We start from the raw sequence: 22,380 nt of genomic DNA, 5'->3' as shown, positions 1-22,380 counted from the left end.
GCCGCACAACGGGCAAGAGCCGCACCACCTCGCTTGCGGCCCACGCGGCGACGGTCGCGTCAGGCTCCGGGTGCGCATCCGATGGATTCGTGAGGCTCCCGGTTAGGGTGGACGCTGTGAGAACCCACGTCGCACGCCTCCTTGCCCTGCTCCTCGCCACCTTCGGGCTCGTGGCGGTCTCCCTCGCGCCGGCCAGCGCGCACGACAGCATCATCAGCTCGGACCCGGCCGACGGCGCCGAGCTCACCGTCAGCCCCCCGCAGATCACGCTGACGTTCACCGACGAGATCCAGGCCGTCGGCAGCCAGGTCCTCGTCGTCGACGACGCAGGAACCCAGGTCGCTGCCGGCGTGCCCGCGATCGACGGGGCGAGCGCGACCTTCGACATGCCGCCGCTCGCCAACGGCCCCTACGGCGTCACCTGGCGGGTCGTGTCCGCCGACGGCCACCCGATCGACGGCACCTTCGCCTTCTCGGTCGCAGACCCCGCCAGCACCGTCGACCCGGCTCCCGAGGTGACCGCGCTCGAGGAGCCCCTCGAGTCCCCTTCCGCCGAACCGACCGACACATCGACGACCGCACCGGAACCGTCCGCCGAGGCAACCTCGACCGCCGCTGACGCTGACACCGACACCGAGGACTCCCTCCCGTGGCCTGGCATCATCATCGGCGGCACGCTCGGCCTCTGCGCCGGGATCGGCGTCCTGGTCTGGTCCAGGTGGCGCAAGAATCGGAACGGATAATACCGATAACCTCACCGACCAACGGTCAGTGAATTTCCCTCAGCAATGACCGGACGGTTTATCGACAACCACCCGGTCAATCACCCTAGAAATACTTCTCACCGACGAAATCCCGGTGCTAGCCTGGCGGATATTCCCCAGGGTCGAGCAATCGACCTGCGACCCGCAGGAGGCAGCGGATGCAGCACGGCGCGCACACGACGGCCGCCCTCGTGGCCGCGGCGTTGCTCACCGTGACGTCCACGAGCTGCGCACCGCCGGACGAGCGTCCGCACCCACCGCAGCGCGCGCACCACGGCGCTCTGCGAGAACGGCCGCCCGTCACCGACGCCTTTCCGGACGGCACGGCGCAGAGCGCCGTCGAGTTCTGGCACGACAACCCCGAGCTCATGCCGTCCGAGCTCGACGGGTCGACGCTGCTGATCGACGCTGCGGGGTCGGGGGCGTCGTCGATCAGCCTGCCTGCCGGTCCTGGTCACGAGTCGCTGGCCCTCGTGCTGACGTGCGCGCGGCCCATCGCCTACACCATCTCGCTCGTCGCCGCCGAGACAGACGAAGCACTGACCGCCACGGACGGTGCGTCCTGCGGCGGACCGACGATCGCGGTGTTCACGACGCCGCCGCTGCACCTCGCGAGCGCCACCGCGAGCATCGACGTCGACATCGACGTCCCGAGCAGCACGAGCTACTTCCTCGCGGTCTACGGGACAGCACGGACCGTCGGAGAACGCGTCCTTCCCTGAACGGCCAGGCGACCGTCCTCAGAATCCGGTGAGCGCCGTCTGCATCGTCTCCATCGTGGTGATCTCCTCGTTCTGGGTCGCGACGATCGCCTCAGCGAGCCGGATGGCGTCGCCGTTGGCGCCGTCCCTGATCTCCTTCTGTGCGGCGTTGTTCGCATTCTTGTGGTGGACGATCATGAGCTCGAGATAGCGCTGGTCGAATTCCGCCCCAGAAAGACCTCCGAGCTGATACATGACCTCCTCGGGCGAGAGCCCGTCCATCTGCATGCTCGTGTAGTCCAGACCGTTCGCCTCGGCGCTCGCCGCGCTCTCCTCGCCCCACACCTTGAGCCACCACGTCATCGCGTCGACCTCGGTGTCCCGGACGTCCGTGATGTTGACCGCGAGGTCCTTGATGTCCTGCGACCCGCCGTTGATCTCGGCGAGACCGGACATCTCCTCAGCGGTCTGGTGGTGCACCGTCATGAGCTGCGCGAACGAGGCGTCGACGTCTGTGTGGGTCGGGGCCGGAGCATCAGACGCGACCTCGGGAGCGGGCGAGTCCGACTCACCGCCGCACGCAGCAAGGGCGCCCAACAGCGCCAGGGACACTGCAACGGCAGCGGTACGGGGGGTCTTCATCGAGATGCTCCATCATGGGATCGCTGCGGGCGTCAGGGACGGGATGTGAGCCCTGCCCGCATGGCGTCATATTAACAACATCGCGGGTCGGCCTCGGTGGGTCCTTGGTCAGGCTCACGGGCGACGCGATACGATCGCGAGATGACGACGATCGTGCCGGGCGTCGCACCTCATTTCACGCCCTCCGAGATGTCTGCACTGGTCACGGCCGCGCGCGCGCTCGGGGAGCGCCACGAGGCTCCTGGTCGGGTCGCTGCCTGGACCGGGCCGTCGTCGAGGACCGGGCCGTCGATCTCACCCGGCTCCCGGACGTCCCCGCGATGAGCGGCGGGCACAGCCACACCCACGGCACCGCGACCGGCCGTCACCGCCAGCGCCTCGTCTGGGTGCTCGCGATCACCCTGAGCGTCGTCGGGATCCAGGTGGTCGGCGGTCTCGTCTCCGGGTCGCTCGCGCTCCTGGCCGACGCCGGCCACATGCTCACCGACGCCACCGGCGTCGCGATCGCGCTCCTCGCGACCGGTCTGGCCGCCCGACCGCCCGACAAGAGCCGGACGTTCGGCCTCCAGCGTGCCGAGATCCTCGCCGCGCTCGCCAACGCGCTGCTCCTCGGAGGGCTCGCCGTCTGGGTCATCGTCGAGGCGGTGCAGCGGTGGGACGACCCTCCCGAGGTCGGGACCACGCTCATGCTCGTCACCGCGACGCTCGGCGCGCTCGCCAACCTCGCAAGCCTCCTGCTGCTGCGCCAGGGCGAGAAGGAGAGCCTCAACCTCCGTGGGGCCTATCTCGAGGTCCTCGGAGACCTCGTCGGCTCCGTCGCTGTCATCATCGCGGGAGTCGTCATCGCGACCACCGGCTACGCCCGGGCCGACGTCGTCGCGTCGCTCGCGATCGGGCTCTTCATCCTGCCGCGCGCATGGTCGCTCCTGCGTTCGGTCGTCGACGTCCTGCTGGAGGCGACCCCGCGCGGTCTCGATCTCGACACCGTGCGCGAGCACGTCCGAGGAGTCCCCGGGGTGGTCGACGTCCACGACCTGCACGCGTGGACCATCACGAGCGGGGTCCCTGCCCTCTCGGCCCATGTCGTCGTCGACGACGAGTGCATCGCACGAGGCCGGTCCGGAGAGGTCCTCGATGCCCTCGCCGAGTGCTTGTCCACCGACTTCGCGATCAGCCACTGCACGTTCCAGCTCGAGCCCGCCGAGCACCAGGGCCACGAGCTCGTCCACCACGACTGACCACATCCCGAGCCGCCGCAGGCCTCCCGACGTCCAGGACCCGGTGCTATAACGAACTCCATGCCCCTCGACCCGACACCCGCGGCAGCGGACCGAGCCCTGCCGGACCGCCCGCTCCCCGCCTCCGGCGACGTCCTCGACCGGTCGGCCCGCCGACGGATCGGCGTGGAGATCTGGATCGTCCTCGGCCTCAGCCTGGGCCGCTCCGGGGTCTACGCGCTGACGAACATCGTCGCGCGCCTCACCGAGGGCACCCCGCTGGGGGAGCAGTCGACCGCGCTCAACACGTCGCAGTCACCACGCCCCTACCTCGACCTCACGTACCAGCTGTTGTCGATCGGGTTCACGCTCGTGCCCGTGGCGCTCGCGCTCTACCTGCTGTCCGCGCGCGGTCGCGGGACCCTCGCCCGGATCGGCCTCGACCGGGCGAGCCCCGTGCGCGACACGGGGTACGGACTCGCCCTGGCGGCGGCCGTCGGCATCCCCGGCCTCGCGCTCTACGCCGCCGGCCGCGCGCTCGGGATCACGGTCGACGTCCAGGCGGCCACGCTCGACCCGTACTGGTGGACGATCCCGGTCCTCGTCCTCGCGGCGCTGAAGAACGGGCTGCTCGAGGAGGTCATCGTGGTCGCGTACCTCACCGAACGGCTCGACGACCTGCGCTGGTCACGCGTGAAGATCATCGTCGCGAGCTCGTTGCTGCGCGGCTCCTACCACCTCTATCAGGGCTTCGGGCCGTTCGTCGGGAACGTCGTCATGGGCGTCCTGTTCACCTGGTTCTACACGTCACGCTGGGGGCGCCGGCGCGTCATGCCGCTCGTCGTCGCCCACACGATCCTCGACGTGGTGGCGTTCGTCGGCTACGCGTTCCTTCCCGAGGAGTGGCTGCGTGTCCTGGGCGTCGGATGACGCGTGCCCGTCGTCCGGGTCGTCGAGGACGATGATCCCGCCGGTGAGCCGCTTCGCCTCGTCGCGGACAGCCTCCTTATTCTCAGCGCGTGCACCGGCCGCGCGTGCAGACTCCGCACGCCGTTCGACGATCGCGTCGAGCACCGGGCTCTCCCCGTCGAGCGCCTTGTCGATGTACTGGGCCACAGAGCGCACAGAGAACGCCGAGACCACGTGGACGGCCCCGGACGCGAAGGCGTAGATGCCGAAGACCGTGACGGTGACGCTCAGGACGCCCCCGACCGTCTGGGGCTTGGTGAGGAGCATCAGCCCGAAGAGCGTCGACAGCAGCCCCACGCTCAGGAGCCACGGCCATGCGAGGTCGCGGTTGCGCAGGAGCGCAGCCGCTCCGATGATCGCGACGACACCGAGAGAGAGCGCCCACACGACGAGCAGGTAGAAGAGCGCGAGAGCCGTCACGCTCGGCCACACGACGACCATGACCGCGAACACGAGGTCGACCGCGCCCTGCACGAGCCACCACCGCCACCCCTGCTGGTCCCGGTTCACGAGACCTTGGAGCACCGCGACGAACCCGTCGATGAGGAGGAAGACCGTGAACACGACGACCAGCGTCGACAGCACGCCCAGCGGCTCGACCATGAGCAGGAGCCCCAGGACGATGAGGGACAGCCCGCGCAGCAGCGGGATCCACCAGACCCTGCGCAGCGAGCCAGACACGGTGGCGGCAGGCTGTCGGGCCTTCTGGGCGGTGGACGAGGTGGACGACCTGCGTGACATGGCTGCTCTTTCTTGTCGGTGAGAGCCATGGTAGGTCCGCGACGCCAGACTGACCTGACGAGACGTCACCGACACGTGACCGACGCCCCGTGATAACGCCGCGGTATCCGCAAGGGCTGACCATAGACTCGCAAACATGTCGACCTCCGAGCGCCCCGAGCCGGTGGTGCACGACGTCGGTGACTACCACGTGCCCGACGCGCCGCTCGGGACAGGACCCGGCCGACCCCGCGTGCAGGACGACGACGAACGCCTCTCCGTCCTCGTCGTCGACACCCCCCTCGACCGTGTCCGCCAGCCCCGCGACCTCCTCGCGATCATCCTCACCGCGCTGGCCGCCGTCCTCGTCCTCGTCCTCGCTGTCTTCGGTCACGGCACCACCGAAGGCGTCCAGTCCGACGTCCAGAGCTTCTCCTCCGTCCTCGCGAGCGTCCTCTTCCTGCCCGTGGCCGTCCTCGAAGGCCTCGTCACGCTCTTCGTCCCCCTCGCCGTCCTCGCCGAGATCGCGATCCGCCGGCTCGGACGGCAGGTCGTCGAGTGCATCGCCGCGCTCGTGCTCGGGCTCGCACTCGCCGCCGTCGTCACGTGGAGCCTCGTCACCTGGGGCTCCGCCGACCTCATCCAGGGGATGTCCGTCCCCCTGCGGGGCGTCTCGACGCTGACCGTCCCCGGCTACGTCGCCGGCGTCACCGGGCTCCTCACCGCAGCCGGACGCGCACGACGCCGCACGGTCTCCTTCTCCTGGAACCTCCTGTGGGTCTCCCTCGCGATCGTCCTCGTCATCGGCCAGGTCTCCCTCGCCGGGGTGCTCCTCACCCTCCTCCTCGGACGCCTCGCCGGGCTGGGCGTCCGCTACGTCGCCGGCGTGCGCAGCGAGCGCGCCTACGGCGACGACCTCGTCGACGGCGTGCGCCGCGCCGGGTTCCACCCCGTGTCGTTGGTCCGCGTCCGCGACGTCGCAGACGAGGTGCACGTCCACGGCGGACAGGTCACCGAGCCAGACGCCTCCGCGCTCTCGATCGCCCGGTACTCCGACAGCCGCGTCTACGCCCTCACCCAAGAGCACGGCCCCCGCCTCGACGTCGTCGTGCTCGACGGCGACCGCCAGGTCATCGGCTTCCTCACCCGCGCCTGGCGCTCCCTGCGGCTCCGAGGGCTCGACGGCCGGTCGGCCATCTCCCTGCGCGCCGTCGCCGAGCGGGCAGCCCTCCTCGCGTACGCCGCCCAGGCCGCAGGCGTCCGCTCCCCCACGCTCGAGGGGATCGCCGAGGCAGACGACTCGATGCTCCTCGTCCAGCAGCACGCCGTCGGCACCGTCCCCCTGCGCGACATGCCCGTCGAACGCATCACCGACGACGTCCTGCGAGACGCCTGGCGCCAGCTCGACATCGCGCACTCCGCCGGGCTCGCGCACCGCGCCCTCACGTCCGACGTCGTGCTCGTCGGCACCGGTCCGTACGCCGAGCCGCAGGTGTGGCTCACCGGCTGGGAGTCAGGAGACGTCGCCTCCTCCGCCCTCGCCCGGCGGATGGACCTCACGCAGATGATCACGGTCCTCGCGATCCGGGTCGGCGCGGAGCGCGCCATGGCCTCCGCCGTCGCGGTCCTCGACGAGAGCGACATCATCGCCATGGGCCCGCTCATGCAGAGCGTCGCCCTGCCCGCGAGCACCCGCGAACAGCTCCGAGCCCAGCGCGAGATCCTGCCCGGGCTCCGCAGCGCCCTCGTCGAGCGCCTCCCCCAGGCCGACGTCGAGCCCGTCCAGCTCGTCCGCTTCGGGGCACGGACCATCCTCACCCTCGTCGTCACGATCATCGCCGTCTCTGTCGTCGTGACCACCATCAACTTCGACCAGATCGAGGAAGCCGTCCTCGACGCCGAGCCCTGGTGGGCTGCCGTCGCGTTCGCCCTCGGGCTCCTCACCTGGGTCGGCGGCGCCGTGACGTTCGTGGCGTTCTCGCCCGTCAGGCTGCCTCTCGTGCGCGCGACGCTCGTCCAGGCCGCAGCGTCCTTCGTCGCGCTCGCTGCCCCGGCCGGGATCGGGCCCGCGGCGCTCAACCTGCGGATGCTCACCCGGCGCGGCGTGAGCACGTCGCTCGCGGTCGCGACCGTCGCTCTCGTCCAGGCGTCGCAGTTCGTCGTGACGATCCTGCTCCTCGTGCTGCTCTCCGTGCTCACCGGCGACGGCGGTGCGCTGCGGAGCCTCCCGTCCGCGACCGTCCTCGCGGCGATCATCGCCGTCGCCGTGGTCGGCGCAGCCGCGCTCCTCGTGCCTGTCGTCCGCCGGTGGCTGCACAGCAGGCTCCGCCCGATGTTCCAACAGCTGTGGCCGCGGCTGTCCGAGATGCTCGGGCAGCCGGCGCGCATCGGGATCGGCATCCTCGGCAACGCCACCATGACGCTCGGCTACGTCTTCGCGTTCGACGCCTCGCTCGCAGCGTTCGGCCGCGACGTCTCGCTCATCGACGTCGCGGTCGTGTTCCTCGTGGGCAACACCGTCGGCTCCCTCGCACCGACCCCCGGGGGCCTCGGCGCGATCGAGCTCGCGCTCGTCACGGGTCTCACCACGACCGCGAGCGTCCCGGCCTCTATCGCGACGTCAGCCGTGGTCCTCTTCCGCGTCGTCACCTACTGGCTGCGCATCCCCATCGGCTGGGTCGCCATGCGGCACCTGCAGAAGCGCGGGGACCTGTAGCCGCAGGCCAGACGTATGCGCTGAGAGCACCCAGACCTTGAGATGATCACCGGATGAGCGCACACGCCCACTCTCACGGACCGGCCCCCAAGGCTTCACGACGCGTCCGCGTCATCCTCGCGTCACTCCTGGTCCCAGCACTCCTCGCGACGATCGTCGGCCTCGTCGTCCTGTGGCCGCACGACGCCCCCGGGCAGACCATCGACCCGACCGCCGACAGCGCCGGGATCGTCTACGGGACCGTCACCGGCCCGGCGATCGACGACTCCCACGTCCCGGTGAAGCTGCAGGAGACCGGCGAGGACGTCGTCGTCCAGGTTCCGTCGGAGTATGTCGCTGCGGGGGTGGAGATCGGCGACCAGTACAAGATCCTCGATATCCCCGACGCGGTCCTCGAAGGCACCCAGTACCAGTTCCTCGACTTCAAGCGTGACGTGCCGATCGCCATCCTCGCGATCGCCTACGCGCTCGTGGTCCTCACGGTCGCGCGCTGGCGTGGCCTGGCCGCGATGGCCGGGCTCGTCATCTCCTTCGTCGTCGTCGTGAAGTTCACTCTCCCGGCGTTGCTCTCCGGCGAGAGCGTGATCGGTGTCGCCCTCGTGACGTCCGCGAGCGTGATGTTCGTCGTCCTCTACCTCGCGCACGGGTTCAACGCACGGACCTCCACCGCGCTCCTCGGCACCTTCCTCGGCCTCGTCATCACGACCGTGCTCGCTGCGTGGGCGGTCGACGCCACGAAGGTGACAGGACTCTTGGACGACAACATGCGGTTCTTGCCCGCGTACGCGCCCAACGTCGACATCACCGGCATCGCGCTGTGCGGGATCGTCCTCGCCGGGCTCGGGGTGCTCAACGACGTGACGATCACCCAGGCGTCCGCGGTCTGGGAGCTCCGAGCAGTGAGCCCAGACATGTCACGGCTGGAGCTCTTCCGGCGCGGCATGCGCATCGGGCGCGACCACATCGCGTCCACGGTCTACACCGTCGCCTTCGCCTATCTCGGCGCCGCGCTGCCGATGCTCCTCATCATCAGCCTCGTGCGCACGAGCCTCGGCCAGACCCTCACGTCGGGAGAGATTGCGCAGGAGGTGGTCCGCACCCTCGTCGGGTCCATCGGGCTCGTGCTCGCTATCCCGGCGACGACCGCGATCGCGGCTCTCGCCGTCGGTGGGTCCGGCGTCCTCACACCGGTCCCGGAGAAGGGCGCCCCGGACGACCACGACCACGACGCAGCCGTGCCGAGCAGCCACGCGCACGACCTCGCTCCCCAGACCGGAGCCAGGACAGGCGCGACCGCAGACACCCGGAGCGCACGACGGGCGCGGATCGAGGCCAGTGCCTCGATCCGCGCCCGTCGACGTGGTGACGGCTAGCGAGCAGCCGTCGGGGATGTCACTTGGTGGAGACAGCCTTCTTGAGCAGGCTTCCAGCGCTGATCTTCACGCCGAAGCCGGCGGGGATCGAGATCTCTTCGCCCGTGCGGGGGTTGCGGCCCGTGCGAGCGGCGCGCTCGACGCGCTCGACGGAGAGCAGACCGGTGACCTTGACGGCCTCGCCCGCGCTCAGTGACTCGACGAGAACTTCCTGGAGCGCCGCGAGGGCAGCGTCAGCGTCCGTCTTGGTGAGGCCGGACTTGCCAGCGATTGCCGAGACGAGGTCAGTGCGGTTCAGCGACATGCGGATCCCTTCTTTGGTCCGAGCGACAGCGTGCGCTGAGCGGGGTCGGACGTACCTTGCCAGCCGTGCGGCCGGTGTTCCTGGACAACACTAGGTAATCTTGGGCGCTCGTGACGCCATTTCCGCCTCCTGAGTTTCTCTCAGCGCGGAAATCGGTGAAAGTTCGGCACTTCCGAGACGCCCGATGGGTATTTTGTACCATTTTTTTGCTACTGGTGCTACACCGGCCCGTCCAGACGCCCGAATGCCCGCGATCGGGGAGACTGGTGACATGCCGACCTTCCAGGACTCCCTCGAGAGCCTCCTCACGCACCTCGGGCGCTACCCGTGCGAAGAAGGTGCAGGCCCTGAGTGCTTCGACGGGGTCGACAAGCTCCTGCTCCGATCCGCGTCCGCCGACCTCTTCCCGGTCGCCCTGGAGTCCTCCTCGGCCCGTGAGAGCCGCCGGGTGGTCGTGCTCGACGACGAGTTCGGCGCGCTCACCCTCGGGTCCGTGTCGCTCGGCGCCGGCCACGTCAGGGTGCACCAAGACGCACTGACGTCCGAGCGGGCGCTCGCGAGGAACGCCGAGCGCCTCGGCATGATCGACTGCTACACACAGGCTGGCTCGCGCTCCGTCACAGAGGCGCTCGGCCCCGACCTGCTGAACGGCGCCGAGGTCGTGCTGCTCCGCCTCCCGAAGAGCCTCGACGCCCTCGACGAGATCGCCCAGGCGGTCGCGCGGCACGCCTCCCCCGACGTGGTCTTCTACGCCGGCGGGCGGGTCAAGCACATGTCGCGCGGGATGAACGACACGCTCGCCCGCTCCTTCGGCGACGTGCACGCGAGCCTGGGTGCCTTCAAGTCGAGGGCTCTCGTCGCGCGCGCGCCGCGCACCCTCGGCGCACCGACCTTTCCCCGCACCGCGCTGCTCGACGAGCTCGGGCTCACGGTCGTCGCGCACGGCGGGGTGTTCGCGGGGACGCGCCTCGACCTCGGCACACGGTTCCTCCTCACGTTCCTGTCGCGGATGGCTCCCGACGCCCGGGACGCCGTCGACGCAGGGTGCGGCAGCGGCATCCTCTCGACCGTGCTCGCGCGCAGCCGCCCAGACGTCCACGTCGTCGCGACCGACCAGTCCGCGGCAGCAGTGTGGTCCGCCCGGGCGACTGCGGCCGCCAACGGTGTCGGCGACCGCGTCGAGGCCGTCCGCGACGACGCTCTCTCGTCGTTGCCTGACGCGAGCGCCGACCTCGTCGTGTGCAACCCGCCGTTCCACGCGGGGACGGCCCTGCACACGGACACAGCACAACGCATGTTCGACGCCGCGGGCCGGGTCCTGCGCCCGGGCGGCGAGCTGTGGACCGTCTACAACTCGCACCTGACGTACAAGCGCGACCTGGCCCGCGCCGTCGGGCCGACGACGATGATGGGCCAGGACCCACGGTTCACGGTGACGCGCTCTCGCCGTCCCTGAGAGCAGACGGCCGCGTCGTCCGCTCAGACGTGCGGCAGCGCGTCCGGGTCGACGAGCCCCCGGTGGACAGCACGCACGAGGGCCCGGGGCATCCGGACGGTGCGCCCGTCGACCTGGACCGGGACGAGGTCGACCGGGGTCGCTCGCCAGGCCGACCGCCTGCTGCGCGTGTTCGACCGAGACATCTTGCGCTTCGGTACGGCCATCAGCCCTGCCTGCCCTTCCATCGTGGGTTCTTCTTGTTGATGACGAACACCTTGCCGTGACGGCGCACGACGATGGAGCCGTCCTTGTTCTTCAGGGACCGCAACGAGCTGCGCACCTTCACGAGCCGGCTCCCTCGTGGGACGAGCGGCCGTAGCGGCGGTTGAACTTCTCGACCCGTCCGGCGGTGTCGAGCACGCGGGCGGTACCCGTGTAGAACGGGTGGCTCGCGCTGGAGACCTCGACGTCGAGGACGGGATACGTCTCCCCGTCGGTCCAGTCGATCGTGGTGGTCGGCGTCGCGGTGGAGCGCGTGAGGAACGCGAAGCCCGCGGACGCGTCGCGGAAGACGACCGGGTGGTAGTCGGGATGGATGCCGTTCTTCATGATGACTCCTGGAGATCGAGGTGGTCGACGCCTGGCGTCGACATCACCAGCTGGACTTGGTGACGCCCGGGAGCTCCCCGCGGTGCGCCATGTCGCGCAGCCGGATGCGTGAGAGCCCGAACTTTCGGATGTAGGCGCGGGGGCGTCCGTCGACGACGTCGCGGTTGCGCAGCCGGGTGGCGCTCGCGTCCCGCGGCTGGGCCTGGAGCTCGGCGAGAGCTGCGGCCCGGGCCGCGTCCGAGGTCCCGGGCGCGGAGACCGTCCTCGTGAGCTCGGCGCGCCGCTCGGCGTAGCGCTCGACGACGGCGCGCCGCTGCTGGTCTCGTGCGATGAGTGACTTCTTGGCCATGACTGCTCTCCTCAGCGTTCTTCGCGGTACTCGACGTGGCGCCGGACCACCGGGTCGTACCTGGACAGGACGAGACGGTCGGGGGTGTTACGGCGGTTCTTCGTCGTGACATAGGTGTGCCCGGTGCCGGCCGTCGAGCGGAGCTTGATGACGGGGCGCAGGTCGACGCGCTTGCCCGCCATCAGACCTTCTCCCCACGTGCCTGGATGCGGGAGACGACGACCTCGATGCCGAGCCTGTCGATCGTCTTGATGCCTCGGGCGCTCACGCGGAGCGTGACATGACGGCCGAGCGAGGGCACCCAGTAGCGCTTCTTCTGGATGTTGGGATCGAAGCGCCGCTTGGTGCGGACGTGGGAGTGGGAGATGGAGTGCCCGAATCCGGGCTTCGTGCCAAGGACCTGGCAGACGGCTGACATGGGTGACCTCCGGTGAGTGTGCGCCCACTATAGGTATTGATAATCATTATCGTCAAAGCGTAGGGTGCAACCATGCCGATCCCCCTCTCCGTGCTCAGCACGATCGACCCCGTCCTGCGCGAGAGCGCGATCTTCGCGCTCCTCGTTGACTCCCCCCGCACCGTCGTCCTGCGCCACGACATCCATGCCGAGCACGGCACCCTGCGACGCGTCGTCATCGACGGCACCGGGATCCTCGACGACGTCGCCGTCGAGCTCGAGCACGCATGCCTCAGCTGCGCGGTCCGCGAGGACGCCATCCCCTCCCTCGCCGACCTCGCCCGGGACGGCCGCTGGGACGACGTGGTGCTCGCGCTGCCCGTCTCCGCCGAGTCGCTCGCCGTCACGCACGCGCTCTCTGCCGCCACCGCGCCGGGAGCGCCGCTCGACCGCATGCGGCTGGCGACCGTCGTCACAGCCGTCGATGCCGACACCGCAGAAGAAGACCTCCTCGGCATCGACTCCCTCGCGGAGCGCGGCATCGCGCTCACAGACGACGACGAACGCTCCGTCGGGGATGCCCTGGCCTCCCAGCTCGAGCACGCCGACCTCGTCGTCACGTGCAGCGGCAGCCACACCCACCCAGGGCTGCGCTCCCGCTGCGGCACAGAGCTCGTGGACCACCTGCGGGCCCACGACTCGCAGCGCATCGACGGTCTCCACGAGATCACCGCCGAGAGCCTGCGCAGCACCACGCACGACGCGAGCGCAGGCGAACGACGCTGCGACCCGCTGCACGCCCGGGCATCACTGTGCCAGACCGACCACGCGTGGAGCCTCGAGCTCGCGTCCGACCGGCCTGTGCACCCCGAGCGGCTCCTCGAGCGCATCGAGGAGCTCGGTGCCGGACGCCTGCGCAGCCGCGGCGTCTTCCATGTGCCGAACCGTGCCGACGCCGTCTGCCACTGGGACGGCGCCGGCGGTCAGCTCTACGTGGGCACGCTCGGGTCCTGGCGGGGCGCCCGCCCGACGACCCGGCTCGTGTTCACCGGTGTCGGCCGCGGCGAGCGCGCCCGACTGCGCTCGGTGTTCGAGGAGATCCTCCTCACGGACGCGGAGCTCGCCGACGCCGAGCTCGCCTGGCTAGGACGCCCCGACGTCCTCGAGCCGTGGCTCGGCGATCCCGCCGACCTCGCATGAGGCGGCCACCGGTGACCGCGGCACGGTCACCGGTGGCGTAGCCCGAGAGCGGCGGCTGGTCCGCCGAGTTCGGCAGTCCCAGGTGAGATCGTGATCTCCACCTGCCGGCCTCGACTCAGACTGCCGAACTCGCCAGCTGGGCCGGGGCCGGGGCCGGGGTCGGGGTCGGGTCGGCCTCTGGGGCCTCGGCGAAGAGGTCCTCCGAGGTTGCCGCGCGGTACTTCTCCATGTCGAGGATGCCCTCACGCTTGGCGACGATCGTCGGGACGAGCACCTGGCCTGCGACGTTGACCGCGGTGCGGCCCATGTCGAGGATCGGGTCGATCGCGAGCAGCAGCCCGACGCCCGCGAGCGGGAGCCCGAGGGTCGAGACCGTCAGGGTCAGCATGACGAGCGCGCCGGTGAGGCCCGCCGTCGCTGCAGAGCCGACGACCGAGACGAAGGCGATGAGCAGGTAGTCCATGATCGAGAGGTCGATCCCGAAGAGCTGGGCGATGAAGATCGCGGAGATCGCCGGGTAGATCGAGGCGCAACCGTCCATCTTCGTCGTCGCACCCAGCGGCACCGCGAAGGACGCGTACTCGGCGGGGACGCCGAGGTTGCGCTCGGTCACGCGCTGCGTGACCGGGAGCGTGCCGATCGAGGACCGGGAGACGAACGCGAGCTGGATGGCAGGCCATGCACCACGGAAGTAGCTCGAGACCTTCAGCCCGTTGGTCCGCAGGATCACCGGGTAGAGGACGAACAGGACGAGCGCGAGGCCCGTGTAGATCGCCACGGCGAAGGTGGCCAACGGCGAGAGGAGGTCCCAGCCGTAGGCAGCGATCGCGTTGCCGATGAGACCCAGCGTGCCGAGAGGGGCGAGGCGGATGATCCACCACAAGACCTTCTGGATGATCTCCAGGGCAGACCGGTTGAAGGTGAGGAACGGCTCGGCGCCCTTGCCCACCTTGAGCGCGGCGATGCCGACGACGAGAGCCATGACGACGATCTGCAGCACGTTGAAGGACACGGACGTGCTCACGGAGCCGTCGCTGCCCGCGGAGGTGTTCGCCGCGATGCCGAGGAAGTTTGCCGGCAAGAGGCTGTCGAGGAAGTCGAGCCAGCTGCCGGTGCGGCCAGGCTCGACGGCGCCGGCCGTCGTGAGGCTCGTGTTCTCACCGGGCCGGAAGACGAGACCGAGCGCGATGCCGATCGACACCGAGACGAGCGCCGTGATCGCGAACCACATGAGGGTCTTCCAGGCGAGGCGCGCTCCGTTGGCGACGTTCCGCAGGTTCGCGATCGACGCGACGATCGCGGTGAAGACGAGGGGCGGCACGATCGCCTTGAGGAGCAGGACGAACGACGACCCGATGGTGTCGAGCGTGGTCGTCAACCAGTTGGGGTCACCGTCGGGAGTGCCGTCGGAGGTACCCATCGACAGGGCGGCCCAGCCGAGCAGGACACCGAGGACGAGCGCCCCGATGATCTGGACGGAGAACGACGGAGATCGCCAGCGCCGCCGCCGTGGCGGCGCGGCGGGAGCAGACAGGACAGAGGGTGACGAGGTGGTCACGGAAGAAACCTTTCGCGGACGGGGTAGCCGGGCTGCGGGCAGGGGCGTGCCGTGCGGGCAGCGATCAGCGCAGGAAGAGTCCGGCAGAGCGGACGAAGGCGGTCAGGAGAGACGCCGTGGGCAACGACGGGCTGCTGGGTCGTGCCGGTCGTGTCAGACGGGCGTCAGCACCATGTGCGACAACAGCCCATGGACCCGGACAGCGAGCGCGCGCGACGTGCGTCGGCGGTTCGGAGTGCGGTCACGGTGGGCTGGTCGGTCACAGTCGTTCTCCTGCATCGTCGGGGCGCCCGAGTGCTCGTGCGCCGAGCGTTCCAACGAGTCCTCGGGCGGATCTATTCCGCGTCCGCGCCGGGCTCGCTCAGGGCTGGTGAAGCGCTCCCAGCGTATCTGGTGTCCCGCATACCGGTAGCGGGTGAATTTCGGACGCTCACCGCGCGCCTGGTCTAGACACGCATACGATCAGTAGACGCCAGCAATCGACGGGGCCGATGTGACTGACCAACCTCTCGAGACCTTCCACAGGTCAGAGCCGTACGAGCGGCGCATACCAGAGCACTTCGTGCTGCGCCCGGACGTCCGCAGCGCGCTCGACGAGCGCCGCCCGATGACGGTGGTCCGCAGCCCGAGCGGCTTCGGAAAGTCAGCCGCTGTCGCGGCATGGCTCCGCGAGCAGCGCGGCGCGTCGCACGTCCTCTGGCACGACGTCGACCCCCACGGCGACACTCAGCCCGACTTCTGGCTCGCACTGCGCACGACGCTCGCTCTCGACGGCGTCTTCCCTGCTCACGACGTCGACCGCGCGAGCGTGGTCGACCACCGGGCCAGCGTCACCGAGGCGCTCAGGTCGATCGACGCGCCCCTCACGCTCGTCGTCGACAGGCTGGAGAACGCGGCGAAGGCTCAGGTCGTCGGAGAGTCACCGATCGTCTCGGTGGCCCTCGGGCTGACCGAGCTCGCCCGCACCTGCCCGCAGCTCTCCGTCATCGTCTGCTGCCGCTCGCAGGGCCCGCTGTCCATGGACTGCCTGTTCGACGACGCGGCGATCGTCGACGCACAGGCGTTGGCCCTCTCGGCCAACGACGTCCGCACCCTCTCGCAGTCCCTCGGCGTCCCGCTCGACAAGGACGACGCCGACGACCTGTACAGCGTCCTGTGGGGCTGGCCCGCCCTCACCCGAGCGGTCTTGCACCGCCTCGCCAGCGCCGGTCTCCCGTACTCCTCCGACGCCTGGACACCCGCTGCCCAGTACCTCGTGCGGTACGGGAGCCGCGTGGACAACCCGGAGCTCTCGTTCCTCGTCCGCCAGCTGAGCCTCCTCGACCCGATCACCGAAGAGCTCGCCACCCGCCTCGTCGGCTCAGAGCACACGTGCCGGAGCCTGAACGACCTGGAACGTGCGGGCATGCTCCGAATGACGAACGTCGACGGACGTCGCGCATACACGCTGCTGCCCGCGATCCGCCGCGCGATGGAGCTCCCCGAGCTGGCGTCCACGATGCTCCCGGCGCACCGGAGGGCGGCGCACCTCCTCCGCGACTTCCCGGACGTCGCCCTCGGCCACGCGGTCACCGGACTGGACTGGGACCTCGTCGTCCAGCTCGTGAGCACGCACTGCGTCTTCCTCGTCGTCGAGCACCCGTTCCTCGTCAAGAGGGCCTTCGCGGCATTGCCGCCCGGGGCCCTCGCCGACCACCCCGACCTCATGGCGGCCAGAGACGTGCTGCTGCACCTCTCCGACGACACGAGCGAGCGCCACGAGATCGACGGGCTCGCCGCCGTCCCGGAGCTCCAGGACGAGACCCTCCGACATGCCGTCGGAGTCGGGCTCGCGCAGATCGTCGCGCTCCGGGAGTGCCACGAGTACGCCGCGTCGAACACGCTCGTGACACGGCACCGCGCGGCCGCGCGCAACGCCGACGGGACATGGCGCTCAGCGCTCGGCGCCACCCTGCCCTACCTGCTGCTCCAGTCCGGCATCACCCGGTTGACGGTCGGCGATCTCGACACGGCACTGAGCGACTTCGCGGAGTGCGTCGCGAGCGGCCGGGGCACGCCGCTCGAGTTCGTGGCGCTCGCCGCCGCGGAGTACAGCGCCCTCACGCACGTGATGGTCGGCAATCTCGAGAGCGCCTCCGAGCACCTCGAGGTGGCGTCGACCCTCCAGGGCGAGGGCAAGACCGTGTGCTATATCGACAGGGGCGTCGCCAACCTCGTCCGCGCGGTCCTCGCCTTGGACGCCCTCGACCTGGAGACCGCCGCCGCCCTGCTGCCGCCCGAGGAACCGGCCATGATCCGACCGCGAGCACGCGCGACATGGTTCGTCGAGGAGTACGCGCGTGCGCACCTGAACGTCCTGCAGGGCAACCTCTTCGTCGCGCTGACAGCGCTCGGGCGCAGCCTCAAGGCGAACCAGGACGCGATGGCGCGGGGCACCCTGTCGTCCCAGCTCCTCGTGAGCACCGTGGCGCGCATCCTCGTGTGGTCTGGCAGCCCGACCCGGGCGAAGAACTCTCTCGGTGCGTGCCCTCCGACGGTGATCTTCGAGCCCGTCCGTGCACGGATCGCTCTCCAGGTCGGTGACGCTCACGAGGCGCTGTCGATCATCACGGCGGCGCTCGCGCGCAGCGACGTCTCCGCTCGTCTCCGGATCGAGATGCTCCTCACGAGCGCTGTCGCCCACCACCGGCTCGGTGAGCTCGCTGCCGCTGCAACGATGCTCCGCTCGGCGATCGACCTCGCCGGGCCGCTCTTGCTGCGCCCCTTCGTGTCCGTGCCGCGGAAGGTCCTCGTGGACCTCACCCCGCTGGTGCCGGCTGCGGGCCCCATCGTCGAACGGCTCGTCGCGTCGGGCGTCACCCTCTACATGTCGGAGCGCTCCACGCTCATCGAGCTCACACGACGCCAGCAGGACCTCTTGCGCGAGCTCAACTCCGGGGCGCAGCTCGCTCAGATGGCCGCCCAGCTCGGGGTGTCCAGGGGGACCGTCCAGTCTCAGGTCCGAGGCCTGTACCGGGCGCTCGACGTCCGCGACAGGATGGGCGCCGTCGCCGCCGGGCACGCGCACGGGTTCCTCGGCGTGCACCACGTCTGACGGGTATCAGCCCGCCCGCCCGCCCGCCAGCGAGCGAGCTAGCGAGCGGCCTGCTAGCGAGCCGGTCGCTGGCTCGCGAGCGCGGCGACCATCCTGTCGACCGCCTCGGCGAGCACTGCTCGTGACGTCGCGAGGTTGACCCGGAGGAAACCTTCGCCACCGGGACCGAACGGCACGCCCGACGTGAAGGCGACCTTGCCTCTCTTGAGGAAGGCCCGAGCCGGGTCGTCGCCGAGCGGTATGCCGGTTGTGTCCCGCAGCCCACGGCAGTCGACCCAGGCGAGGTAGGTGGCGTGCGCCTCCTGGACGGTCGCGCCCGGCAGGCGCTCGGCGAGCCGCTCGGTGAAGAACCGACGGTTGACGTCGATGCCGGTGGTGACCTCGTCGAGCCACCCGCGGGCGTGGCGCAGCGCCGCGACGTGCGCGATCGAGGCGAGGTGGCTCGCCCCGTGGTCGGCGAGCTCAGCGATCTCGTGGACGTCCTGCGTCGCTTCCGGGCCACCGATCGCCAGCGCTGCCTTGAGGCCGGCGAGGTTCCATGCCTTCGACGCGGAGACGACGCTGATCGCGTTCTCTGCACCGGGGACGGTCGCGAGCGGTGTGAAGACCGGCCGGCCCAGCTCGGCCGCCGCCGCCGGCGAGGAGATCGGTGCGTGGATCTCGTCGGCGACGAGACGGACGCCGTGCGTGCGGGCGAGGGCGGCGACCGCGGCGAGCTCCTCGGGGGTGTGCGCGGTCCCGGTCGGGTTGTGCGGGTTGCACAGGAGGAACACCTGCGCGCCGGGGAGCACGGCCTCGAGCGCTGCGAGGTCGATGCGACCGTCCGCGCCGAGAGGAGCGGAGACCGTGCGGCGGCCGAGGTCGTCGAGCACAGCGAAGAACGGCGGGTAGACGGGGGTGTTCACGACGACGGTGTCGCCGGGCTCCGTGAGGACCTTGAGCACGTCGGAGATGCCGATGATCACGTCCGTGAGCATCCGGGCGCTGCCCGGGTCGACGGTCCAACCCCAGCGTTCGTCGGCGAGCTCGGCGTACGCCTCGGCGTAGTCGGTGCCGCTCGGGTAGCCGGTGTCGCCGCGGCGCATCGCGTCGTGCACGGCGGCGACGACGGGCTCGGGCTGCGGCACGTCCATCTCGGCGACCCACAGCGGCAGGACGTCCGGCGCGTACGCACGCCACTTCTTGCTCGTGCGCGTGCGGAGCTCGTCGAGGGACAGCGAGTCGAAGATGGTGGGTTGGTCTGTCACCCGTCGACCGTATACCGGCAGCGCCACGCCCACCGAGCCCGCCGAGCCCACCGGGCCTACCGGGCACCGCCGACGTCAGCCGACGATCGGGGCGCTCTCCGGCATGCGCACGAGGCGCTGCTTCGACCGCAGGGCCAACGCTGTCCCGAGCGTCACGGGTCCGAGCCGCCCGACGAACATGAGAGCGCACAAGATCACCTGGTGCCAGGAGTCGAGCTGTGCGGTGATCCCGGTCGAGAGGCCGACCGTCGCGAAGGCTGAGACCACCTCGTAGAGGACCTGGTCGGACGTGAAGGGCGAGGTCATCGCGATGACGATCGTCGACACGAGGACGGCAGCGACGCCGAGGAGGGCGACCGCGAGCGCCTGGCGCTGCGCCGAGACGGCGATGCGCCTGTCGAACAGGGTGGCGTCCGGGTCTCCGCGCAGCTCTGCCCAGATGACGACGAGGAGCACCGTGAAGGTGGTGATCTTGATGCCGCCGGCCGTGCCTCCGCTCCCGCCGCCGATGAACATGAGGACGTCGCTGCCGAGCCACGTCGCGCTGTCCATCTGGGCGATGTCGATGCTGTTGAACCCGGCGGTGCGGGGCGAGACGCCCTGGAAGAACCCGGCGAGCACCTTGCCTCGGACGTCGAGCGGGCCGAGGGTCGCGGGGTTGCTCCACTCGGCCAGCGTCATGAAGACGGTGCCCGCCGTGATGAGCACCGCGGTCATCATCACGGAGATCTTGGTGTGGAGGCTCCAGGCGCGGGGACGACGGGGGCTGCGCCACACCTCGAGCAGGACGGGGAAGCCGATCCCGCCGACGACGACGGCTGCGGCGATCGGCAGGCACACCCACGGGTCGGTCACGAAGCCCATGAGGTTGTCCGTGTAGAGGGCGAAGCCGGCGTTGTTGAACGCTGAGACGGCGTGGAAGAGACCGAGCCAGGCCGCACGGCCGACGGGTTCGCCGTAGGTGTGCACGAAGCGTGCGGCGAGGACCGCGGCTGTCGTCCCTTCGACGACGACCGTGACGGTCCCGATGCCGAGGAGGACCCTGCGCAGGTCTCCGAGGCTGACGGTGCTCGTCGCGGACGCGCCCACGAGCCTGCTGCGCAGGCCGAGCCGCCGGGAGAGGAGCAGGCCGAGCAAGGAGGCGAGCGTCATGATGCCGAACCCGCCGACCTGAAAGAGGAGCATGACGACGGCCTGGCCGAACGGGGTCCAGAACGTCGCGGTGTCGACGACGACGAGCCCGGTCACGCAGACGGCGGACGTCGCGGTGAAGAGCGCCTCGAGCACCGTCGCGCCACGGCCTGCGCTCGATACGGGCAGGAGCAGCAGGAGCGTGCCGACGGCGATGGCGGCAGCGAAGCTCCCGACGAGCACCTGGCCGGGTCGACGCCGGATCCCGGCGTCGGGAGTGACACCGGGGCGTCGGCTCCTGCGCAGGCCGCGCCCGGGCCGTCCTCGGGGGAGCTGGTCGAGCGGGCTCATACGGCTCCGCCGCGGGTGTCTTCGTGCATCGTGCTCGCGGCTCCGTCAGGCTCGCCCGCCGCTGGTCGGTGGGCTCGAACGTCCGTTACCGTACTCGTCGCGGAGGACGCTGGCCTGTCGTGGGGCGCACGGCAGAGGATCTTGACGGAACCTTGACAGTCGCCGCCGGGCGCAGGCTCCACGGCTACAGTGCAGCCATGACTCCCGCGACCATCCGGGCTGCGACCCGTGACGACATCCCGGCGATCGTCCGGATGCTCGCCGACGACCCGCTCGGGGCGTCCCGCGAGACGCCCGACGACCGTGCCCCGTACGACGCGGCCTTCGACCGTATCCTCGCTGAGCCGCAGCACCGGCTCGTCGTCGCGGAGCGGGACGGCATCGTGGTGGGCACGCTGCAGCTGACGATCGTGCCTGGCCTCTCACGCCAGGGAGCGAACCGTGGCCTCGTCGAAGGGGTCCGTGTGGACTCGTCGGCGCGCAGCGGCGGGCTCGGCACCCAGCTCGTCGCGTGGGCGATCGAGGCAGCGCGCGCGAGCGGCTGCACGCTGGTCCAGCTGACCACCGACGCGAGCCGCACCGACGCCCACCGCTTCTACGAGCGGCTCGGCTTCGTCGGGTCGCACGTCGGGTTCAAGCTCGCGCTCGACAGGTGAGCGGCCGGCGCCCTGTGCGCGGTCCCAGCGCCTGGACGCTCGTGGCCCGCGCTATCCGGTGAACCTCTGGCTCCCGACGACAGCCAGGAGCTGGAGCTTCTCCCATGCCGGCGTGCGTGGCGGGGCGGTGAGGACGAGCAGCGCCTGGGTCTGGTCCTCGGTGAAGAGGACCTGGCAGTCGAGGTCGAGCGGCCCGAGCTCGGGGTGGACGAGCATCTTGTGGTCCTCGAAGCGTCGGGCGACCTCGTGGCTGGCCCAGAGGTCCGCGAACTCGGGGCTCTCGTCGAGGAGCGCCGTGACGAGGCCGCCGGCGCGCGACCTGGGCCCGGAGCGCCCGTACGCGGCGCGCAGGTTCGCGACGAGCGCGCGGGACTGGCGCGGGCGGTCGTCCTCGGGGTAGACGGTGCGTGACCCGGGGTCGGTGAACCACCGGTAGGCGTCGCTGCGGGCGAGGCCTGTGCGGGCTGACTGGTCGCCGAAGAGCGCGACCGCCATCCGGTTGGCGACGAGCGTCTCGCCGAGCTCCGAGAGGATGAGCGCTGGGCTGTCGTCGAGCCGGTCGAGGACCCGCAGCAGCGGTGCGGCGACGTGCGACGACGCGCTGGCCCGGTCCGGTGCCGTGCGGCCGGCGGTACGGAAGAGGTAGTCGCGCTCGTCGTCGGTGAGGCGCAGGGCGCGGGCGAGGGCCGTGAGCATCTGCTCGCTGGGCTGGGGGCTGCGGCCCTGCTCGAGGCGGGCGTAGTAGTCCGTGGACATGCCGGTGAGGGCGGCGACCTCTTCGCGACGCAGGCCGGGTGCGCGGCGCCGGGCACCGGCGGGCAGGCCGACGTCGCTCGGGCGCAGCGCCTCGCGGCGGGCTCGCACGAAGTCGGCGAGGTCGTGGCGTTCCATGCCCGCCATCATCGTCGACGCGCCTCGTCACATCCAGGGATCGGCGATCCCTG

At 70.5% G+C, this 22,380-nt stretch carries 23 protein-coding genes and 1 pseudogene; 11 read left to right on the top strand and 13 right to left on the bottom strand.

Features of this window, described 5'->3' with window-relative positions:
• Positions 1 to 116 precede the first annotated feature (116 nt).
• Together ATL42_RS13995 and ATL42_RS13990 are read left to right on the top strand one after the other, a co-directional pair.
• Positions 117 to 743, top strand: coding sequence for a copper resistance CopC family protein (locus ATL42_RS13995; RefSeq protein ID WP_169925443.1), 627 nt, complete (start codon positions 117 to 119; stop codon positions 741 to 743).
• Between the two features lie 179 nt (positions 744 to 922).
• Complete coding sequence (locus ATL42_RS13990; protein WP_098455875.1) at positions 923 to 1,486, top strand: hypothetical protein; 564 nt, start codon at positions 923 to 925, stop codon at positions 1,484 to 1,486.
• Positions 1,487 to 1,504: 18 nt separating this feature from the next.
• Here the strand turns inward: ATL42_RS13990 and ATL42_RS13985 are convergent, their stop codons facing one another.
• A complete protein-coding gene (locus ATL42_RS13985; RefSeq protein WP_098455874.1) occupies positions 1,505 to 2,107 on the bottom strand; it encodes a DUF305 domain-containing protein in 603 nt (200 codons plus the stop codon).
• 141 nt (positions 2,108 to 2,248) lie between these two features.
• Between ATL42_RS13985 and ATL42_RS13980 the strand changes: the two genes are divergently transcribed.
• Genes ATL42_RS13980 through ATL42_RS13970 form a run of 3 tightly spaced genes read left to right on the top strand, consistent with a single transcriptional unit; the run spans position 2,249 to position 4,254 of the window.
• Positions 2,249 to 2,431: a hypothetical protein gene (locus tag ATL42_RS13980; RefSeq protein WP_098455873.1), complete on the top strand. Its 183-nt coding sequence runs from the start codon at positions 2,249 to 2,251 to the stop codon at positions 2,429 to 2,431.
• Positions 2,428 to 3,345: a cation diffusion facilitator family transporter gene (locus ATL42_RS13975; RefSeq protein WP_098455872.1), complete on the top strand. Its 918-nt coding sequence runs from the start codon at positions 2,428 to 2,430 to the stop codon at positions 3,343 to 3,345. The genes ATL42_RS13980 and ATL42_RS13975 overlap by 4 nt, the downstream gene beginning before the upstream one ends.
• Before the next feature lie 60 nt (positions 3,346 to 3,405).
• Positions 3,406 to 4,254: a CPBP family intramembrane glutamic endopeptidase gene (locus ATL42_RS13970; RefSeq protein WP_098455871.1), complete on the top strand. Its 849-nt coding sequence runs from the start codon at positions 3,406 to 3,408 to the stop codon at positions 4,252 to 4,254.
• Positions 4,255 to 4,560: 306 nt separating this feature from the next.
• Here the strand turns inward: ATL42_RS13970 and ATL42_RS16865 are convergent.
• Positions 4,561 to 5,034 (bottom strand): annotated as a pseudogene (locus tag ATL42_RS16865) (HdeD family acid-resistance protein); the annotation flags it as partial.
• Between the two features lie 136 nt (positions 5,035 to 5,170).
• Here ATL42_RS16865 and ATL42_RS13960 point away from each other — a divergent pair.
• Together ATL42_RS13960 and ATL42_RS13955 are read left to right on the top strand one after the other, a co-directional pair.
• Positions 5,171 to 7,729 carry a flippase-like domain-containing protein gene (locus ATL42_RS13960; protein WP_098455869.1) on the top strand — a complete coding sequence of 853 codons (2,559 nt, stop codon included), beginning with the start codon at positions 5,171 to 5,173 and terminating at the stop codon, positions 7,727 to 7,729.
• A 53-nt stretch (positions 7,730 to 7,782) separates the two neighbouring features.
• Positions 7,783 to 9,102, top strand: a complete 1,320-nt coding sequence (locus tag ATL42_RS13955; RefSeq protein ID WP_098455868.1) for a YibE/F family protein — start codon at positions 7,783 to 7,785, stop codon at positions 9,100 to 9,102.
• 19 nt (positions 9,103 to 9,121) lie between these two features.
• On the opposite strand, the gene ATL42_RS13950 is transcribed toward ATL42_RS13955, so the two are convergent.
• On the bottom strand, positions 9,122 to 9,406 hold the full coding sequence (locus tag ATL42_RS13950; RefSeq protein WP_098455867.1) for an HU family DNA-binding protein: 285 nt from the start codon (positions 9,404 to 9,406) through the stop codon (positions 9,122 to 9,124).
• Positions 9,407 to 9,677: 271 nt separating this feature from the next.
• On the opposite strand from ATL42_RS13950, the gene ATL42_RS13945 reads away from it, so the two are divergent.
• Positions 9,678 to 10,862, top strand: a complete 1,185-nt coding sequence (locus ATL42_RS13945; RefSeq protein ID WP_098456593.1) for a class I SAM-dependent methyltransferase — start codon at positions 9,678 to 9,680, stop codon at positions 10,860 to 10,862.
• Between the two features lie 23 nt (positions 10,863 to 10,885).
• On the opposite strand, the gene rpmF is transcribed toward ATL42_RS13945, so the two are convergent.
• The 6 genes from rpmF to rpmB are packed head-to-tail and all read right to left on the bottom strand — an operon-like array spanning position 10,886 to position 12,220.
• The gene (gene rpmF, locus ATL42_RS13940) at positions 10,886 to 11,068 is read right to left on the bottom strand and encodes a 50S ribosomal protein L32 (RefSeq protein ID WP_098455866.1); all 183 of its coding nucleotides are present in this window, start codon (positions 11,066 to 11,068) and stop codon (positions 10,886 to 10,888) included.
• A complete protein-coding gene (gene ykgO, locus ATL42_RS13935; RefSeq protein ID WP_098455865.1) occupies positions 11,068 to 11,190 on the bottom strand; it encodes a type B 50S ribosomal protein L36 in 123 nt (40 codons plus the stop codon). Before ykgO ends, rpmF begins: the two co-directional genes overlap by 1 nt.
• Positions 11,187 to 11,453 (bottom strand): type B 50S ribosomal protein L31, encoded by a 267-nt coding sequence (locus ATL42_RS13930; RefSeq protein ID WP_098455864.1) that lies wholly within the window; start codon positions 11,451 to 11,453, stop codon positions 11,187 to 11,189. Before ATL42_RS13930 ends, ykgO begins: the two co-directional genes overlap by 4 nt.
• Positions 11,454 to 11,496: 43 nt before the next feature.
• Positions 11,497 to 11,802: a 30S ribosomal protein S14 gene (rpsN, locus tag ATL42_RS13925; protein WP_098455863.1), complete on the bottom strand. Its 306-nt coding sequence runs from the start codon at positions 11,800 to 11,802 to the stop codon at positions 11,497 to 11,499.
• Positions 11,803 to 11,813: 11 nt separating this feature from the next.
• A complete protein-coding gene (rpmG, locus tag ATL42_RS13920; RefSeq protein WP_098455862.1) occupies positions 11,814 to 11,984 on the bottom strand; it encodes a 50S ribosomal protein L33 in 171 nt (56 codons plus the stop codon).
• Complete coding sequence (gene rpmB / locus ATL42_RS13915; protein WP_098455861.1) at positions 11,984 to 12,220, bottom strand: 50S ribosomal protein L28; 237 nt, start codon at positions 12,218 to 12,220, stop codon at positions 11,984 to 11,986. The genes rpmG and rpmB overlap by 1 nt, the downstream gene beginning before the upstream one ends.
• Positions 12,221 to 12,292: 72 nt before the next feature.
• On the opposite strand from rpmB, the gene ATL42_RS13910 reads away from it, so the two are divergent.
• A complete protein-coding gene (locus ATL42_RS13910) occupies positions 12,293 to 13,399 on the top strand; it encodes a CobW family GTP-binding protein (RefSeq protein ID WP_098455860.1) in 1,107 nt (368 codons plus the stop codon).
• A 115-nt stretch (positions 13,400 to 13,514) separates the two neighbouring features.
• Here the strand turns inward: ATL42_RS13910 and ATL42_RS13905 are convergent, their stop codons facing one another.
• Entirely contained in the window at positions 13,515 to 14,957 is a 1,443-nt protein-coding gene (locus ATL42_RS13905; protein WP_211281832.1) for a dicarboxylate/amino acid:cation symporter, read from the bottom strand.
• A gap of 493 nt (positions 14,958 to 15,450) precedes the next feature.
• Between ATL42_RS13905 and ATL42_RS13900 the strand changes: the two genes are divergently transcribed.
• Entirely contained in the window at positions 15,451 to 18,051 is a 2,601-nt protein-coding gene (locus ATL42_RS13900) for a helix-turn-helix transcriptional regulator (protein WP_098455859.1), read from the top strand.
• 53 nt (positions 18,052 to 18,104) lie between these two features.
• Here ATL42_RS13900 and ATL42_RS13895 read toward each other — a convergent pair whose 3' ends face one another.
• Both ATL42_RS13895 and ATL42_RS13890 read right to left on the bottom strand, forming a co-directional pair.
• Positions 18,105 to 19,298, bottom strand: coding sequence for a MalY/PatB family protein (locus ATL42_RS13895; protein WP_245862584.1), 1,194 nt, complete (start codon positions 19,296 to 19,298; stop codon positions 18,105 to 18,107).
• Positions 19,299 to 19,373: 75 nt separating this feature from the next.
• Positions 19,374 to 20,780, bottom strand: coding sequence for a TrkH family potassium uptake protein (locus ATL42_RS13890; RefSeq protein ID WP_098455858.1), 1,407 nt, complete (start codon positions 20,778 to 20,780; stop codon positions 19,374 to 19,376).
• Between the two features lie 197 nt (positions 20,781 to 20,977).
• Here ATL42_RS13890 and ATL42_RS13885 point away from each other — a divergent pair, with 197 nt between their 5' ends.
• Positions 20,978 to 21,436 (top strand): GNAT family N-acetyltransferase, encoded by a 459-nt coding sequence (locus ATL42_RS13885; RefSeq protein WP_098456590.1) that lies wholly within the window; start codon positions 20,978 to 20,980, stop codon positions 21,434 to 21,436.
• 51 nt (positions 21,437 to 21,487) lie between these two features.
• Here ATL42_RS13885 and ATL42_RS13880 read toward each other — a convergent pair whose 3' ends face one another.
• The gene (locus ATL42_RS13880; protein WP_098455857.1) at positions 21,488 to 22,327 is read right to left on the bottom strand and encodes a helix-turn-helix transcriptional regulator; all 840 of its coding nucleotides are present in this window, start codon (positions 22,325 to 22,327) and stop codon (positions 21,488 to 21,490) included.
• Positions 22,328 to 22,380: the final 53 nt, after the last annotated feature.

Origin of the sequence: Sanguibacter antarcticus, assembly GCF_002564005.1 — a bacterium.
GTDB lineage: Bacteria > Actinomycetota > Actinomycetes > Actinomycetales > Cellulomonadaceae > Sanguibacter > Sanguibacter antarcticus.
The sequence above is the reverse complement of the archived record's forward strand: the minus strand, read 5'-3'. Positions and strand labels throughout refer to the sequence as shown.